This is a genomic window from Providencia sp. SP181, assembly GCF_050446505.1.
Classification (GTDB): Bacteria; Pseudomonadota; Gammaproteobacteria; order Enterobacterales; family Enterobacteriaceae; genus Providencia; species Providencia vermicola.
Map to the genome: position 1 here is coordinate 254,205 of NZ_JBBPXM010000007.1, position 15,384 is coordinate 269,588.

Below are 15,384 nucleotides of genomic sequence, written 5' to 3' on the forward strand. Positions count from 1 at the left end.
ATGAATAACTCAAATGCATTTCTACAGCGCTTAGGTTTACGCTATCCCATCATTCAAGCACCGATGGCGGTTGTTTCAACACCTGCATTGGCTGCTGCGGTTTCAGAAGCAGGTGGTTTGGGGTCATTAGCGTTAGGGGCCAGTTCTGTTGAACAAGCTCGGCAATTGATTACACAAACGAAAGCCCTAACAGACAAAGCGTTTAATGTGAATGTATTTTGCCATCTAACGCCCAAACGCAGCCAAGCAAATGAACAAGAATGGGTTGATTATTTATCACCACAATTCTCGCAATTTAATGCGCAGCCGCCTGAACAATTGGGTGAAATTTACCTCTCATTTCTCGACAATCCCGACATGTTGGCTTTGTTCCTTGAAATGAAGCCACCAGTAGTCAGTTTTCACTTCAATGTGCCATCAGCCGAGGTTGTTAGTCAGTTAAAAGCCCAGGGGATTTATACCATGGCTGCGGCAACCAATCTGCAAGAAGCTCAGGCGATTGAAAAAGTAGGTATTGATGCGATAGTTGCACAGGGGATTGAAGCAGGTGGTCATCGTGGGATGTTTGATGTAAAAGCGCCTGATGATGAACTTACTACGCAAGCGCTGGTGAAATTATTGTCACAGCATACCCATCTGCCAATTATCGCTACGGGTGGGATTATGAATGGCCAAGATATCAAAGCCGCATTAGGCAATGGTGCGGCAGCCGCACAGCTTGGCACCGCATTTTTGTTATGTCCTGAGTCTGCGACGAATGCGGGCTATCGTGCAAAATTAAAACAGCAAACAACAGATAATACCGCGTTAACATCGGCGATTTCTGGACGTCCAGCTCGTGGAATTATAAATTCGTTTATGGAAGCAGGAAAAAAATATGAACCGAGTAAATTGCCAGATTACCCAATCGCCTATGATGTGGGTAAGCAGCTGAATGCTGCCGCGACAAAAGCAGGGAGTGACGAATTTGCGGCTCACTGGGCAGGCCAAAATGTGGCGAAGGTACGTGAATTGCCCGCCGCTGAACTAGTCGAGATACTGGCTAAAGAGTTACAAACATCGTTTGATTAGGCAAATCAGGGGGATAGTTCCCCCTAATTAAATGATTAGAGTGTGGCTTCTTGTTGTGAGCCTTTGGGTTCGTCCGTCGCAATCCATGCGGCACAAAATAAGGTTAAGCGAGCAAAGAAGTAGAAGAACGCCATTAGACCCAGCACAGAACCAAATGCGGCACCTGAAGGTGATGACGCCAAATTTGGTAAAATCCACGTCATTACTGATTTAATAATTTCAAAGCCAATCGCGGCTAATAGTGTGCCTTTGAACAAGGAACGGCGGCGGTGTTGCATGCGTGGTAGGATCCAAAATATCCATAAAAACAACAGGAAGTTTGCTGTGATGGATATTCCTAAACCGATTAACGTCCACGCTGGTTTTAGCCACTCAATACCATCTAAGCCCAGTGTGCTGACGATGGTGGCTTGAGCTGAACCTGCAACGGATGTCAGGGTAATGGTGACAATCAGCGCAATTAATAGGCCAATTAAAGCAAAAAAATCACGAATGTAGCGGAAAACGATATTTTCTTGTTCATCTTCATTTCGTTCCCAAACAGGCCTTGATTGCGCCAAAATCGCTAACCGTAAGTTATTCACCCAGTTAACGCCTGAATACACGGCTAGTGCCAAACCTGTTAAACCAACTGTTGTCCGCTGGCGAATTGCGGTATCAATTGTTCTTTCTAATGTATTGGCGAGAGTAGGGTCAGTAATATTGGCAGAGATGCTGCGAACCAGTTTTTCAAGGAGTTCAGGATTACTGGCTAACACAAAACCTGCGGCAGCAAAGGAGAACATCAATACAGGAATTAATGAGAGAAAAGAGAAGTAAGTAATAGCAGCGCCAAACTGGTTGCCCATGCGGTCAGTAAAACGCTGTGCGGTACGAATTAAGTGCGCAATAAAAGGGATCGCGGTAATAAAATTCACCACACGCATTGAGAAAGTGAGGGCTTTTTTACTGCCATCAAGGCTTTTTGTCAGTGTCGCTTTCAGTTTGTTGGTTTCTTTTTGTTCGTCTTCCTGCATATCTGACATTGATGTCCCTCTTATTTTTACTGCTAAATTGATGCAGTATTTCGAGCAATTTGCTGTTTATTAACGATAACCTGCCATTACTATAGCGTAAATTTGGGGATAACTTTACTCCAACGCCTATTTTTCAATGAAAACAGGCATTGAAGCGCGGTTAATAATGAAATGAGAAAGACTAAAGAGCGTCTTTGTAGGTTTGTAATTCTGCTTGTGCTTGTTTCAGTTCTTCTTGCGCTTCGGCTAATTTACGTTCACGTTTTTCGATTTTACTGCGGTCGTTGCCTTTGATTTTTTCTTCTTGTAATTCCGCTTCGCGTTCTTGGACTTTTTCAGTTTTCTCAGCAACATTTTTTTGGCTATCACGGTATAAAGACTCTGGTGTGCAATAACGATTTACATTATCTAACGCCTGTTCTAAGCCATTAACACGATATTGGTTACCATGTTGTTTGGCGTATTTAATTTGTTCTTCAATATTTTGTTTTTTTATTTCGCAGCCATTTTGGCCTTTAGCCGCCATTGCTGAAGTGCTAGTAAAAAAAACAGCAGAAATTGCGGTGATGATGAGTAACTTTTTCATTTTTTTTCCCTTAAATGTGTCAAAATTTGTGTTTAGGATAGCGTTTTATCGCATTTAGGTCATGCGGATTTTACTGATTTTATGACTGTGACAATTATGACCAAATTTCGCTATAATGGCGCACAAGAATCAATACGGCCTATTTTTTATTCAAAAAGGCGCTCTTTTACGCATTTATTTAATAGTAACCACAATGGTGGTTAGTGTTGAATTTCCTCAGGAAATAAACGTTACATGTTAAGTTATCGTCATAGCTTTCACGCAGGCAACCATGCTGATGTGTTAAAACACACAGTACAGAGCTTGATCATCGAATCTTTGAAAGAGAAAGAAAAACCGTTTTTATATTTAGATACGCACTCAGGGGCGGGTCGTTATCAATTAACGGGTGAACATGCAGAAAAAACCGGTGAATACCTCGACGGGATTGCACGTATTTGGGAGCAGCCGGATTTACCTGAAGAATTACTGCCGTATATGAATATAGTGCGTCGCCTTAATGACGGCGGGCGTTTACGTTATTATCCGGGTTCGCCGTTATTAGCCAAATTTTTATTACGCGAACACGATAAACTGGTATTAACTGAATTACACACCAGCGACTATCCTTTATTACGTGGTGAGTTTTTGAAAGATAGGCGTGCGCAAGTTTCACGGGAAGATGGCTATCAACAGTTGAAATCAAAATTACCTCCGCACAGCCGCCGTGGTTTTGCTTTGATGGATCCGCCCTATGAGATGAAATCAGATTATGAAGCGGTCGTGAAAGCGGTTGCGGAAGGGTATAAACGCTTCGCAACAGGCACTTATGCAATTTGGTACCCAGTGGTATTGCGCCAGCAAATTAAGCGCATGGTCAACCAATTAGAAGCGACAGGCATTCGTAAAATTCTACAAATTGAGTTAGCTGTGCGTCCTGATAGCGACCAGCGCGGTATGACGGCATCAGGAATGATTGTTATTAATCCACCTTGGAAACTTGAACAGCAAATGAAAAATGTGCTGCCGTGGTTGCATAAAACGCTGGTTCCAGAAGGTACAGGACACACGTTAGTTGAGTGGATTGTGCCTGAGTAATTCACCTAATTAATAGGCCATACCAATTGAAATAACAGGCATGGACTATCGTAAATCGCTATTTATCTCATGACAATGAATAGCGACCTGCGAGAAAATGAATTAATAAGTCATTCAATAAATGGGAATAACCAAATTATGAGCAAACATTACGACTATATTGCAATTGGTGGCGGAAGCGGTGGTATTGCATCGATGAACCGTGCGGCGATGTATGGACAAAAATGTGCCTTAATTGAGGCGAAAGCATTAGGCGGAACATGCGTTAACGTCGGCTGTGTACCGAAAAAAGTGATGTGGCATGCTGCGCAAATTTCAGAAGCCATTCGCAACTATGGCCCTGATTATGGTTTCGACACAACCATTAACCATTTTGATTGGAAAACCTTAATTGAGAGTCGTACTGCTTATATTGATCGTATTCACCAATCCTATGACCGTGTATTAGGGAATAATAAAGTGGATGTGATCAGCGGTTTTGCGCGTTTTGTGGATGCGCATACTGTTGAAGTGGATGGTGAAACCTATACTGCCGATCATATTTTGATTGCAACAGGTGGTCGTCCTGTGATCCCTGCGATCCCAGGTGCAGAGTACGGCATGACTTCCGATGGTTTCTTCGAACTGGCGGATTTACCAAAACGCGTGGCGGTTGTTGGCGCGGGTTATATTGCCGTTGAACTGGCGGGTGTATTAAATGGTTTAGGGGCTGAAGCGCATTTATTTGTCCGTAAACATGCGCCATTGCGTTCATTTGACCCACTGATTGTCGAAACGCTGGTGGAAGTGATGAACACCGAAGGGCCAAAACTGCACACTGAATCAATTCCAAAAGAAGTGGTGAAAAATGCCGATGGTTCATTGACGTTGAAATTGGAAAACGGCCATCAACAGACTGTCGATGCATTAATTTGGGCTATTGGTCGTGAGCCAATGACAGATAACCTGAATATTGAAGCAACAGGTGTCGCGTTAAATGAAAAAGGCTACATCAAGGTCGATAAATACCAAAACACTAACGTTGCAGGTGTTTATGCGGTTGGTGATAACACGGGTGCAGTGGAATTAACACCAGTGGCGGTAGCCGCAGGGCGTCGTTTATCTGAGCGCTTGTTTAATAACAAGCCAGATGAGCACTTAGATTACAGTAATATCCCGACTGTTGTATTCTCGCATCCGCCAATTGGTACTGTCGGTTTAACCGAGCCAGAAGCCGTTGAAAAATACGGTGCAGACAATGTGAAAAGCTATAAATCATCGTTTACGGCGATGTATACCGCAGTGACTTCCCATCGCCAACCTTGCCGCATGAAGTTAGTTTGTGTTGGTGAAGATGAAAAGATTGTCGGAATTCATGGTATTGGTTTCGGTATGGATGAAATTCTTCAAGGTTTTGCGGTCGCATTAAAAATGGGCGCAACCAAGAAAGATTTCGATAATACCGTGGCTATCCATCCAACCGCAGCGGAAGAGTTTGTGACGATGCGTTAAGCATTGCCATCTAAATTTAAAAGCTTAACTTTGATGATCTTAGCTTGAGGTTGTTGACAAAGCAGGATAAAAGCGTCGTTTTTCCTGCTTTGTGTTATCAGCCGAAAATCAATAAATTGATTTTCCTAATTTGTTTTCAAAACCTATCCAACCTGCAGTCAAACCTAATCGGTTTGTCAGCAGTCAGAAGCTAAGCTTTGATGAGCTTAGCTTTTTTTGAAATTATTTTTCCAGTAGCTCTGCAATTGCAGGGATGGTTGCTAAGCTATCAAGGTATTTTTTCATTGCAGGAGTGGCTTCCATAATTTGGTATTTGACTAAAAACATCACAAATGCCCCGACATATACATCGACAGCGGTAAATTGTTCGCCACAAATAAATGGGTTAGCACTGTTTAAACCCACCTCTAAGCAGGCCATTGTGCGTTCAACAGAGCCAAAGCCAGACGACTTTTGCTGCTCTTCGTTTAATTGAATACCTAAGTCACTGACCGTAAAGGCTGATTCAATTGGCCCTGCGGTAAAGAAAAACCAACGATAATAAGCAGCGCGTTTTGGGTCATCCAGTGCAGGTGCTAAGCCTTTTTCAATGAACTTATCTGCTAAATAAGTACAAATCGCTGCAGTTTCAGTGACGATAGCATCTCCATCAACTAATGCAGGCACTTTAGCCATCGGGTTAATCGCGAGGTATTCAGCGGTGTGCATGTCTGCGCCATAGCCTAGCTCAATGCGTTTGTAAGGAACATCTAGGATTTTTAATAATAAATCGACGGTATTGCCGCGTGACATTGAGTTAGTAAAAAGGACGAGTTCGCTCATGGTTATTCCCTTATATGAAGTTGAGTACTTACTATAAGGGAGGGGAGTGTCAGAAATTGTCAGGAGAGACACACAACACGTCTTTTTGCCATCGTGCTAATAAATATTCCTTTGGATACGGTAGTTTATCGGAAAGTGCAAAATACGACTGAATACGATCCAAGCGAAAGTGACGGTAGCTTTCTCGTAATTCACACCATGCTGCTAAGACTTGGGACTCTTTCATATAACCAATGGCAATTGGCCAAATAACGCGTTCGGTTGATTGGTTTTGGCCATCAAGGTAAGTCATTCGGGCTTTGCACTCTTTTCGCAAACTTAAGCGTAAGTCCTTAGCAATTTTATCATTGATGTCATAATAATGGGTTGTAGGGGCAAATAAGGTATTTTGATTGAGGATCTTTTGGGCATTCCCCGCGACCACCGCATTGATTTTACTGATTGCACGTATGGCTGAATTTTTAAGTTCAGTATCTGCATTACTTTTTACCCAACGCAAACCTAAAATCAATGCTTCTAATTCATTTTCATCAAAGGTTAATGGCGGTAATAACAACCCTGTTTTGAGTTGGTAACCGATACCTGCTTCCCCAACAATTTCAGCCCCTTGATTTCGGAGAGATTCTATATCGCGGTAGACGGAGCGAATACTTACTTCCAGCTGGGAGGCAAGGGCTTCTGCCGTAATTGGATAACGGTTTTCTTTTAAGATTTGTAATAAGGTCAGCAAGCGTTGAGTACGAGTCATAAGTCTTGTTTATTTTCATTTAATACGTATTGCGCCTATTTATGCAACTAATAGGCGCAATGTGCGCAGTTATTGGCTTTTTTGCCACCAAGACACAATGTAATCAGCCACTTGTTCTGGGTTATTGATGTCAAGCTGTGGCACTTGAGTATCAATGATTTCATTACTGGCGACAGCGACTACATAGTTATCGATCAGGCCATTCAGTGGTTTTCCAACCTCAGATCGAAATAAAGCGATTTTATCGATCGTCTCATGTTTAAATCCTTCGACGAGAATCAAGTCTAAAGACGCAGGATCAAAACGGCTTGCTAAATAATACAGATCCATTTCTTTGGATTCTGGGGTTTCTGTCATAAGCGCCCAGCGCTTTTCGCTGGCGACAAGGGTTTGGTCAGCACCTGCTTTGCGTAATTCAAAGCTGTCTTTACCAGGTTTATCCACCTCCATATCATGATGGGTGTGCTTGATTAAACCGACACGGACGTTACGTTGCCTAAGCAGTGGAATGACTTTTTTTAATAATGTTGTTTTACCTGTGCCGCTGTAGGCGGTAATTCCGAGTAGAGGTAGCGTATTTTGTTTCATGGCTATTTTTGTTGTAACTCCCAGTTACGGCTATCTTCTGGCGTATTCAAGTTAGCGAATGAACCAGATTCTGATGAGAACGTGATGCCTTTTGCATTGATTTTCTGCATAAACAGCATCAATTTGCGATCACCTCTGGCGAGATAATCATCGAGTTGGGATTGGAGACTGCGGTGTAACAGGGCGAAAGTGGGGTGTTCGCGCTCGGTATCTTGAGCGTAACAGGCCAAATGCTGATCTTTTTCCATGAACATTTTTTCCGCTAAATTCAATGGGAAAGAAGGAACATCGCAAGGGACAAATAGCAGCCAATCGGTTTTGGCGCAACGAAGAGCTGCTTGCATACCTGCTAAAGGGCCTGAAAAATCCGCATTTAAATCCGTGATAACCGTCAATTGGCTTTGACGATATTCATCTTGATTGCGATTGGCATTAATCATCACTTGGTGAACTTGGGGGGATAAGCGTGCGAGGATATATTGGTACAAAGGCTTGCCTAACAAAGGCACTAAGCCTTTATCTTGCCCGCCCATACGTGTTCCTCGGCCACCTGCCAGTATGACCCCTGTAATTGACTGTCGAAATGACATATTCAATATCCTTGAATATCTTCAAGAAAATGTTTCAACTTACCTGCAAACACTTTCGCGTATAGTAATTGCTAAAATTTATTCTATTTTGCTATAAAATCAATGAATATTCGTACGTATTGGCGCTAAACTTTACGTAGATTGACAACAGTTCGCTTTTTCTCTTGTATGATTATTGATAACTTGTATCGAATATTCGTGATAAAGGAATAAACATGAAATGCCATCGCTTAAATGAAGTTATTGAGCTTCTGCACCCTGTTTGGAAAGATAACTCAGATTTAAACCTTGTTGAATTATTGCAGAAACTTGCTGATGAAGCGGGCTTTAAAGGCAGCTTATCTGAATTAACGGATGATGTATTGATTTATCATCTGAAAATGCGTGGCACTGACAGTAACGATGTGATCCCTGGGCTAAAAAAAGACTATGAAGATGACTTTAAAACGGCCATTTTGCGTGCTCGTGGGATCATAAAAGACTAAATCATGAATGAGATAGAACCTTCGAATTTCCATTTTAGTGGGATTTCACCTGACTTGATTTTAGACGCGCTAATGGAAGCGGGGATTTACCTAGAATCAGGGCTGACTGAATTAAACAGCTATGAAAACCGCGTTTTTCAGTTTCAAGATGAAAATCGTCAACGTTATGTGGTGAAGTTTTATCGGCCTGAACGTTGGAATCGGTCGCAAATTCAAGAAGAACATGATTTTACGCTAGAATTACATGATGAAGGACTTCCTGTTGCAGCCCCTCTTGAGTTTGCTGGGCAAACGGTGCTGGAGTTTGGTGGCTTTATGTTTGCTGTTTTTCCGAGTATCGGTGGGCGGCAATATGAAACAGACAACTTATTTCAGCTCGAAAGCGTAGGGCATTTATTAGGGCGCATTCATCAAATTGGTCAGCGTAAAAACTTTGTATTTCGTCCGACAATAGGCGTGGATGAATACCTTGATAAACCGCGCGATATTATTGTTTCAAGTTCATTGTTAAAAGAACGCGATAAAGAGCCATTTGTAACATCGTTGGATAAGCTGGTTGCGCAGGTCAAACTGCAATGGCCAACAAGCTTATCTACCCTAAGGCTGCAAGGGGATTGCCATCCAGGCAATATCTTGTGGCGTGATGAGGCTTGGATGGTGGATTTCGATGATGCGCGCAATGGCCCTGCGATTCAAGATTTATGGATGCTGCTCAATGGCTCACGCCAAGAGCAACTCATTCAATTAGATACGTTATTAGAAACTTATAATGAGTTTTCTGATTTTGATGTAAAACAGCTGAAGCTGATTGAGCCGCTTAGGGCGATGCGTATGGTTCACTATCTCGGGTGGATTATTCGCCGTTGGCAAGACCCTGCATTTCCTCGGGCGTTTTCGTGGCTACAGGCTGATGATTTTTGGCAAAAGCAATCTATTGAGTTTGCGCAGCAAATTGAACGGTTGCAGGATGCTCCTTTGCAATTAACCCCGCAGTTTTAACATTTAAGTCTTTGTTTTTGGAGAATGTAGTCTATGAAAAAAATTATGTTGGCTTTGCTTGGTATTGCCATGTCTTTTGGTGCTGCAGCGGCAAATTACACGGAAGGTAAAGAGTATACCGATGTTAAACCTGTGCAAAACCTGCCACAAGTTTTAGAGTTTTTCTCTTTTTACTGCCCACACTGTTACCAGTTTGAAAGTGTGTATAAAGTGCCACAAACGGTAGAAGCAAATTTACCGGAAGGCGTAAAAATGGAACGTTATCACGTTGATTTCTTAGGGCCTTTAGGCGCTGATTTAACGCAAGCGTGGGCAGTTGCTATTGTATTGAAAGCAGAAGATAAAGTGACGCCAATTCTGTTTGAAGGCATCCAAAAAACACAAACTATCAACAGCAAAGCTGATATCCGTAATGCTTTCATCAAAGCAGGTATCTCTGGTGATGAGTATGATGCAGCACTGAATAGCTTCGTGGTCAAATCTGTGGTGGCAAAACAGCAAAATGCTGCCCAAGATTTAAAACTGCGTGGTGTGCCAGCATTATTTGTTGATGGTAAATATCAAGTCCGCAACAACGGTATTTCAGCTGATAAAGCGGAAGACTATGGCAAAGAGTTCTCCAATGTGGTGAATTTCTTAGTGAATAAAAAGTAAGCCTTCTTGATGGTGGCAAATCATGCCGCCATCAAGCTATTTCCCCTCACTGCTGAATCAATATCCACAATTCGACGACTCTCTTCATCTTGTGTTAAATCAAAACATGTATTAGCTAACCCATTGATTTTTATTTCTTGTTTTTATATACAAACAACCTCTTTCTTATTGAATTCAATCAATAACATAAATATATACACACGGTTATCCACAGGATATTCCATTACGTAGTGTGATTAGCCATGGGGTAAATAATCACTTCGTTGGCTTGAATTAGCGATCATTTGTTTGAAATTGGTCGCGATTTCAACAGAATTTCGGCAGAGGGTTGGCGTAATGTAAAACTTGGGATGTATCCTAAGCCACATTATGGCATCCTATGGCTCTTCATTCCCGATTAACAAGATGATGACAGACTATGGCTCAGATTGCAGAAAACCCCCTTATTTTGGTTGATGGTTCTTCCTACCTATACCGTGCTTATCATGCATTCCCTCCGCTTACAAACAGCGCAGGTGAGCCTACAGGTGCCATGTATGGTGTGCTCAATATGTTGCGCAGTTTAATGCTGCAATATAAGCCTAGCCATGTCGCGGTTGTCTTCGATGCGAAGGGAAAAACGTTTCGCGATGAATTATTCGAAAGTTATAAATCACACCGCCCACCGATGCCTGATGACTTGCGGGCACAAATAGCGCCATTACATGAAATGGTTGAGGCGATGGGGTTACCGTTGCTGGTTGTTTCAGGCGTAGAGGCTGATGATGTTATCGGGACGTTAGCCCGTGAGGCGAGCCGTAAAGGTATACCTGTTTTGATTAGTACGGGTGATAAAGATATGGCGCAATTGGTTGAGCCAAATATCACTCTTATTAATACCATGAACAACACTATTTTAGGTCCCGATGAAGTTAAGGATAAGTACGGCGTGCCTCCTGAGCTTATTATTGATTTCCTCGCATTGATGGGTGACTCGTCAGATAACATTCCGGGTGTACCGGGTGTTGGCGAAAAAACGGCATTAGCACTGTTACAAGGTATTGGTAGTTTAGACGCCATTTACAACGACCTTGATGCTATCGCGCCATTAGGTTTTAGAGGTTCAAAAACCTTAGCCCCTAAAATGGCGGAAAACCGTGAACTTGCGTTTTTATCTTACCAACTGGCGACGATCAAAACCGATGTAGAGCTAGATAAAAAATGTGAAGAATTACAAGTGACTGAAATTGATGCAGATAAGCTTCATCAGTTATTTAGCCGCTATGAATTTAAACGTTGGTTAGCGGATGTTGAAAATGGCTCTTGGATGGATGGCAAAGGTGCCAGTACTAAAGCTGCTCCAACGCCAGCAATGGCAACGGTGAAAGCCGCGGCGCCTGCGACACCAACACTCAGCGCTGAAAACTACCAAACTATTTTAGAAAAAGCCGATTTAGACCGCTGGATTGAAAAACTGAGCGCCGCCTCTTTATTTGCTTTTGATACCGAAACTGACAGCTTAGACACGCAAGAAGCGCGTTTGGTCGGCATGTCATTTGCGATTGAAGCGGGTCATGCGGCCTATTTGCCTTTAGGCCACGATTACCTTGATGCACCCGCTCAGTTACCGCTTGATGAAGTCCTTCAAGCGATGAAACCGATTCTTGAGAGCGAAAAAATTCTCAAAATTGGTCAAAACCTGAAATATGACGCGGAAGTTTTAGAAAACTATGGCATTGAATTAAAAGGTATTGGCTATGATACCATGCTGGAATCCTATGTATTAAATAGTGTGGCAGGTATGGGACGTCATGATATGGACAGCCTTGCAGAACGCCACCTTAACCATAAAACGGTCAGTTTTGAAGAGATTGCAGGTAAAGGTAAAAAGCAGCTGACGTTTAATCAGATTGCGCTAGAAGAAGCCGCGAATTATGCAGCTGAAGACGCTGATGTTACCTTGTTGCTGCATCAAGCACTTTATCCGCAAGTAGAAGCGGAGCCAAAACTGAAGCACATTTTTGAAAATATCGAAATGCCGCTGGTGCCTGTGTTAGTTCGCATGGAGCGCAAAGGGGTATTAATTAATGCAGCGACACTGGCAGCACAATCCAAAGTGATCACGGCGCGTTTAGCTGAATTGGAAAAAGAAGCGTTTGAACTGGCGGGCGAAGAGTTTAATCTTGCATCACCAAAACAGTTGCAGACTATTTTATTTGAAAAACTGCAATTACCCGTGATTAAGAAAACGCCAAGTGGTGCAGCATCAACGAATGAAGAGGTATTGGAAGAGCTAGCGCTTAACCATGCGTTACCTAAATTGCTTTTGGAGCACAGAAGCTTAGCCAAACTGAAGTCGACCTACACAGATAAGCTGCCACTCATGATTAACCCGCGTACTGGCCGCGTTCATACTTCTTATCATCAAGCGGTTACGGCAACAGGGCGTTTATCTTCACGAGATCCTAACTTACAAAATATTCCTGTAAGAACAGAAGAAGGGCGGCGAATTCGCCAAGCGTTTGTGGCGCGTGATGGTTATAAAGTCATGGCGGCTGACTATTCACAAATTGAATTACGTATTATGGCGCATTTATCTCAGGATAAAGGCTTACTTACCGCGTTCGCAGAAGGGAAAGATATTCATAAAGCAACGGCAGCAGAGGTGTTTGGTATTCCTCTTGATGAAGTGACTAGCGATCAACGTCGCAGTGCAAAAGCAATTAACTTTGGCTTGATTTACGGTATGAGTGCTTTTGGTTTAGCGCGTCAGTTAGGCATCCCGCGGGGTGAAGCTCAGCGTTATATGGATTTATATTTTGAACGTTATCCAGGTGTTCTACGTTATATGGAAAATACGCGTTTACAGGCATCTGAACAGGGTTATGTTGAAACCTTAGAAGGGCGTCGATTATATTTAGCAGATATAAAATCCAGCAACGGTATGCGCCGTAAGGCCGCAGAGCGTGAAGCGATCAATGCCCCAATGCAAGGCACTGCAGCTGACATCATCAAAAAAGCGATGATTGCTGTCGATAACTGGCTACAAACGGAAAAACCACAAGCAGATATGTTAATGCAAGTACACGATGAATTGGTTTTTGAGGTCAAAGAGTCTGAGTTAGAGCGTGTTCAAGCTCAGGTACAAGCCCTGATGGAGCAAAGCTTGAAGCTTGATGTACCGCTCAAAGTGGAAGTTGGTATCGGGAATAACTGGGATGAAGCCCACTAGTTTTTGATGAGCTTAAAGTTGAGAAGCGCCTAATGAAATTTTATTAGGCGCTTTTTTTATGAATACGTTTCGGGTAGTTATGCGTTTGGTATTATTGACTGCAAATTGAACATAATTACTCGATAATTCACTGAATTTTAACTTGAAAAATTAAAAATAAATGACATATTTATGCGATGTAGCTCTCATAAATATGTAATAAAAATACGATTTTTTATCTTGATTTGAATATATGGGTAGCTGAATCGTAGTAAGCTTTGAAAAAAAACTACAAAAAGACTTTTTTTCGAGCGAAAAATAAAGTACATTAATAGGCGTAGGGTACAGAGGTAAGATGTTCTATCTTTCAGACCTTTTACTTCACGTAATCGGATTTAGCTGAATATTAGCTGCTCCAGTCAAAGTTTTTGACTGGAGCATTTTTTTATCTAAAATTCAGGCAATTAGATTTGAGGCAGGTTAGTGAGCCATCAGTGACTCACTTGTTTGGTCGGTTACGCTGGCGTGTTATACCAGCTATCTAGCTTAATTCGCAGTTTATCAACACCAATCTTTTTCAGTGCAGAGAAATATTCAACCTCAATATCCCCTTCTAATGGTGCCAGAGCTTCACGCACTTCTGTAAGCTGTTTCTTTCTTGCGCCTGATGCCAGCTTATCGGCTTTTGTCAGCAAGACTAAGACTGGCACATTCATCGCGACAGACCATTCAATCATCTGCATATCGAGATCTTTTAGCGGATGACGGATATCCATTAAAACGACGAGGCCTTTAATGCACTCTCTTTTTTGCAGATATTCGCCAAGTGCTTGTTGCCATTTGCGTTTCATTTCTTCGGGAACTTCGGCATAACCATAGCCTGGAAGATCAACAAGACGTACACCTTCTTCAACTTCAAATAGGTTGATGAGCTGAGTTCTTCCAGGTGTTTTACTGGTACGTGCTAAGCTTTTTTGCTGTGTTAATGCGTTTAACGCACTGGATTTACCTGCATTTGAGCGGCCAGCAAAAGCCACTTCAATACCCGTATCTTTGGGTAGATGACGAATATCGGGTGCACTGATGACAAATTTTGCCATCTGATAGTTATGATTCTTAATTGCCATTTGTCGTTCTCCCTGAGTTAGCCTCAAAAGGCGAGGGGATTATAGCTTTGCTTGGCCTCTTCCGACAACTCGAAATATTACCCGCGCTTGGGTAATCCTATAATGAATGACCAGATAAGAGTAGAAAAAGTAGGCAATGGATAAATAGTCACAATTATCGACGTTTTTTATCGAAATTGGTCTACAATCTAACGCAATTAGTGATTTTCAAGCTTTTGGAGTAAATATAGGTAAATCTTTAGCAATCTTGATGGCTTCGCTCTAGAATTGCCTAATTGCAGTTGTAATATGTCATAACGAAAGGGATCTTACATGTTAAAACGAATTTTTGTGCCACTTTTGGCCGTCTGCGCAATGAGCGCCTCCTCTTTTGCATTATCGGCGGGTGAGACTTACATCAAATTAGTCACGTCTGCGGGTAATATTGAACTAGAATTGAACAGTAAGAAAGCACCAGTGACGACAGAAAACTTTGTCCAATATGTTAATGAAGGTTATTACAACGGAACAACCTTCCACCGTGTTATTCCTGGTTTTATGATCCAAGGTGGCGGTTTCGATAAAGATTTACAGCAAAAACAAACTCGCGCACCTATCAAAAATGAAGCGGATAATGGCTTGCGTAACTTACGCGGTACCATTTCAATGGCCCGTACAGCAAATAAAGACAGCGCAACAAGCCAGTTCTTTATTAATGTTGCAGATAATGCATTTTTAGACCACGGTCAACGTGACTTTGGTTACGCCGTGTTTGGTAAAGTGGTTAAAGGCATGGATGTTGCAGATAAAATCTCTAAAGTGAAAACGGAGAATGTCGGCCCATACCAAAATGTTCCCGTAGAACCAATTACAATCATTTCAGCTGAAGTGATTAAAAAGCCTTAATGCTGTTTGGTGGGTAAGCGGATGAGTTTACCCACTTTTACTACTCAAAAAGCCG

At 42.2% G+C, this 15,384-nt stretch carries 15 protein-coding genes; 8 read left to right on the top strand and 7 right to left on the bottom strand.

Going from position 1 to position 15,384, the window contains the following annotated elements:
- Entirely contained in the window at positions 1 to 1,071 is a 1,071-nt protein-coding gene (locus AABS66_RS14090; protein ID WP_206084837.1) for an NAD(P)H-dependent flavin oxidoreductase, read from the top strand.
- Positions 1,072 to 1,106: 35 nt separating this feature from the next.
- On the opposite strand, the gene yhjD is transcribed toward AABS66_RS14090, so the two are convergent.
- Together yhjD and AABS66_RS14100 are read right to left on the bottom strand one after the other, a co-directional pair.
- Entirely contained in the window at positions 1,107 to 2,096 is a 990-nt protein-coding gene (gene yhjD, locus AABS66_RS14095; RefSeq protein ID WP_430225058.1) for an inner membrane protein YhjD, read from the bottom strand.
- A 172-nt stretch (positions 2,097 to 2,268) separates the two neighbouring features.
- A complete protein-coding gene (locus AABS66_RS14100) occupies positions 2,269 to 2,673 on the bottom strand; it encodes a DUF1090 domain-containing protein (protein WP_206084835.1) in 405 nt (134 codons plus the stop codon).
- A 234-nt stretch (positions 2,674 to 2,907) separates the two neighbouring features.
- Between AABS66_RS14100 and AABS66_RS14105 the strand changes: the two genes are divergently transcribed.
- Entirely contained in the window at positions 2,908 to 3,750 is an 843-nt protein-coding gene (locus AABS66_RS14105) for a 23S rRNA (adenine(2030)-N(6))-methyltransferase RlmJ (protein ID WP_206084834.1), read from the top strand.
- A 138-nt stretch (positions 3,751 to 3,888) separates the two neighbouring features.
- Positions 3,889 to 5,241 (top strand): glutathione-disulfide reductase, encoded by a 1,353-nt coding sequence (gene gorA, locus AABS66_RS14110; RefSeq protein WP_206084833.1) that lies wholly within the window; start codon positions 3,889 to 3,891, stop codon positions 5,239 to 5,241.
- 222 nt (positions 5,242 to 5,463) lie between these two features.
- Here the strand turns inward: gorA and AABS66_RS14115 are convergent, their stop codons facing one another.
- From AABS66_RS14115 to mobA, 4 genes are all read right to left on the bottom strand, one after another.
- Positions 5,464 to 6,063, bottom strand: coding sequence for a glutathione S-transferase family protein (locus tag AABS66_RS14115; RefSeq protein ID WP_272538938.1), 600 nt, complete (start codon positions 6,061 to 6,063; stop codon positions 5,464 to 5,466).
- Between the two features lie 49 nt (positions 6,064 to 6,112).
- Positions 6,113 to 6,811, bottom strand: a complete 699-nt coding sequence (locus tag AABS66_RS14120) for a helix-turn-helix transcriptional regulator (RefSeq protein ID WP_206084831.1) — start codon at positions 6,809 to 6,811, stop codon at positions 6,113 to 6,115.
- Between the two features lie 69 nt (positions 6,812 to 6,880).
- Entirely contained in the window at positions 6,881 to 7,399 is a 519-nt protein-coding gene (mobB, locus tag AABS66_RS14125; RefSeq protein WP_206084830.1) for a molybdopterin-guanine dinucleotide biosynthesis protein MobB, read from the bottom strand.
- Positions 7,400 to 7,401: 2 nt separating this feature from the next.
- The gene (gene mobA, locus AABS66_RS14130) at positions 7,402 to 7,989 is read right to left on the bottom strand and encodes a molybdenum cofactor guanylyltransferase MobA (protein WP_206084829.1); all 588 of its coding nucleotides are present in this window, start codon (positions 7,987 to 7,989) and stop codon (positions 7,402 to 7,404) included.
- A gap of 215 nt (positions 7,990 to 8,204) precedes the next feature.
- Here mobA and AABS66_RS14135 point away from each other — a divergent pair, with 215 nt between their 5' ends.
- The 4 genes from AABS66_RS14135 (at position 8,205) to polA (ending at position 13,338) form a co-directional block, all read left to right on the top strand.
- Positions 8,205 to 8,474, top strand: coding sequence for a YihD family protein (locus AABS66_RS14135; RefSeq protein WP_206084828.1), 270 nt, complete (start codon positions 8,205 to 8,207; stop codon positions 8,472 to 8,474).
- A 3-nt stretch (positions 8,475 to 8,477) separates the two neighbouring features.
- The gene (locus tag AABS66_RS14140; protein WP_430225059.1) at positions 8,478 to 9,473 is read left to right on the top strand and encodes a serine/threonine protein kinase; all 996 of its coding nucleotides are present in this window, start codon (positions 8,478 to 8,480) and stop codon (positions 9,471 to 9,473) included.
- Positions 9,474 to 9,506: 33 nt separating this feature from the next.
- Complete coding sequence (gene dsbA, locus AABS66_RS14145; RefSeq protein ID WP_206084827.1) at positions 9,507 to 10,127, top strand: thiol:disulfide interchange protein DsbA; 621 nt, start codon at positions 9,507 to 9,509, stop codon at positions 10,125 to 10,127.
- Positions 10,128 to 10,545: 418 nt separating this feature from the next.
- Positions 10,546 to 13,338, top strand: a complete 2,793-nt coding sequence (gene polA / locus AABS66_RS14150) for a DNA polymerase I (RefSeq protein WP_430225060.1) — start codon at positions 10,546 to 10,548, stop codon at positions 13,336 to 13,338.
- A 494-nt stretch (positions 13,339 to 13,832) separates the two neighbouring features.
- On the opposite strand, the gene yihA is transcribed toward polA, so the two are convergent.
- Positions 13,833 to 14,444 carry a ribosome biogenesis GTP-binding protein YihA/YsxC gene (gene yihA, locus AABS66_RS14155; protein WP_206084825.1) on the bottom strand — a complete coding sequence of 204 codons (612 nt, stop codon included), beginning with the start codon at positions 14,442 to 14,444 and terminating at the stop codon, positions 13,833 to 13,835.
- A 312-nt stretch (positions 14,445 to 14,756) separates the two neighbouring features.
- On the opposite strand from yihA, the gene ppiA reads away from it, so the two are divergent.
- Positions 14,757 to 15,329, top strand: coding sequence for a peptidylprolyl isomerase A (gene ppiA, locus AABS66_RS14160; protein ID WP_206084824.1), 573 nt, complete (start codon positions 14,757 to 14,759; stop codon positions 15,327 to 15,329).
- Positions 15,330 to 15,384 lie beyond the last annotated feature (55 nt).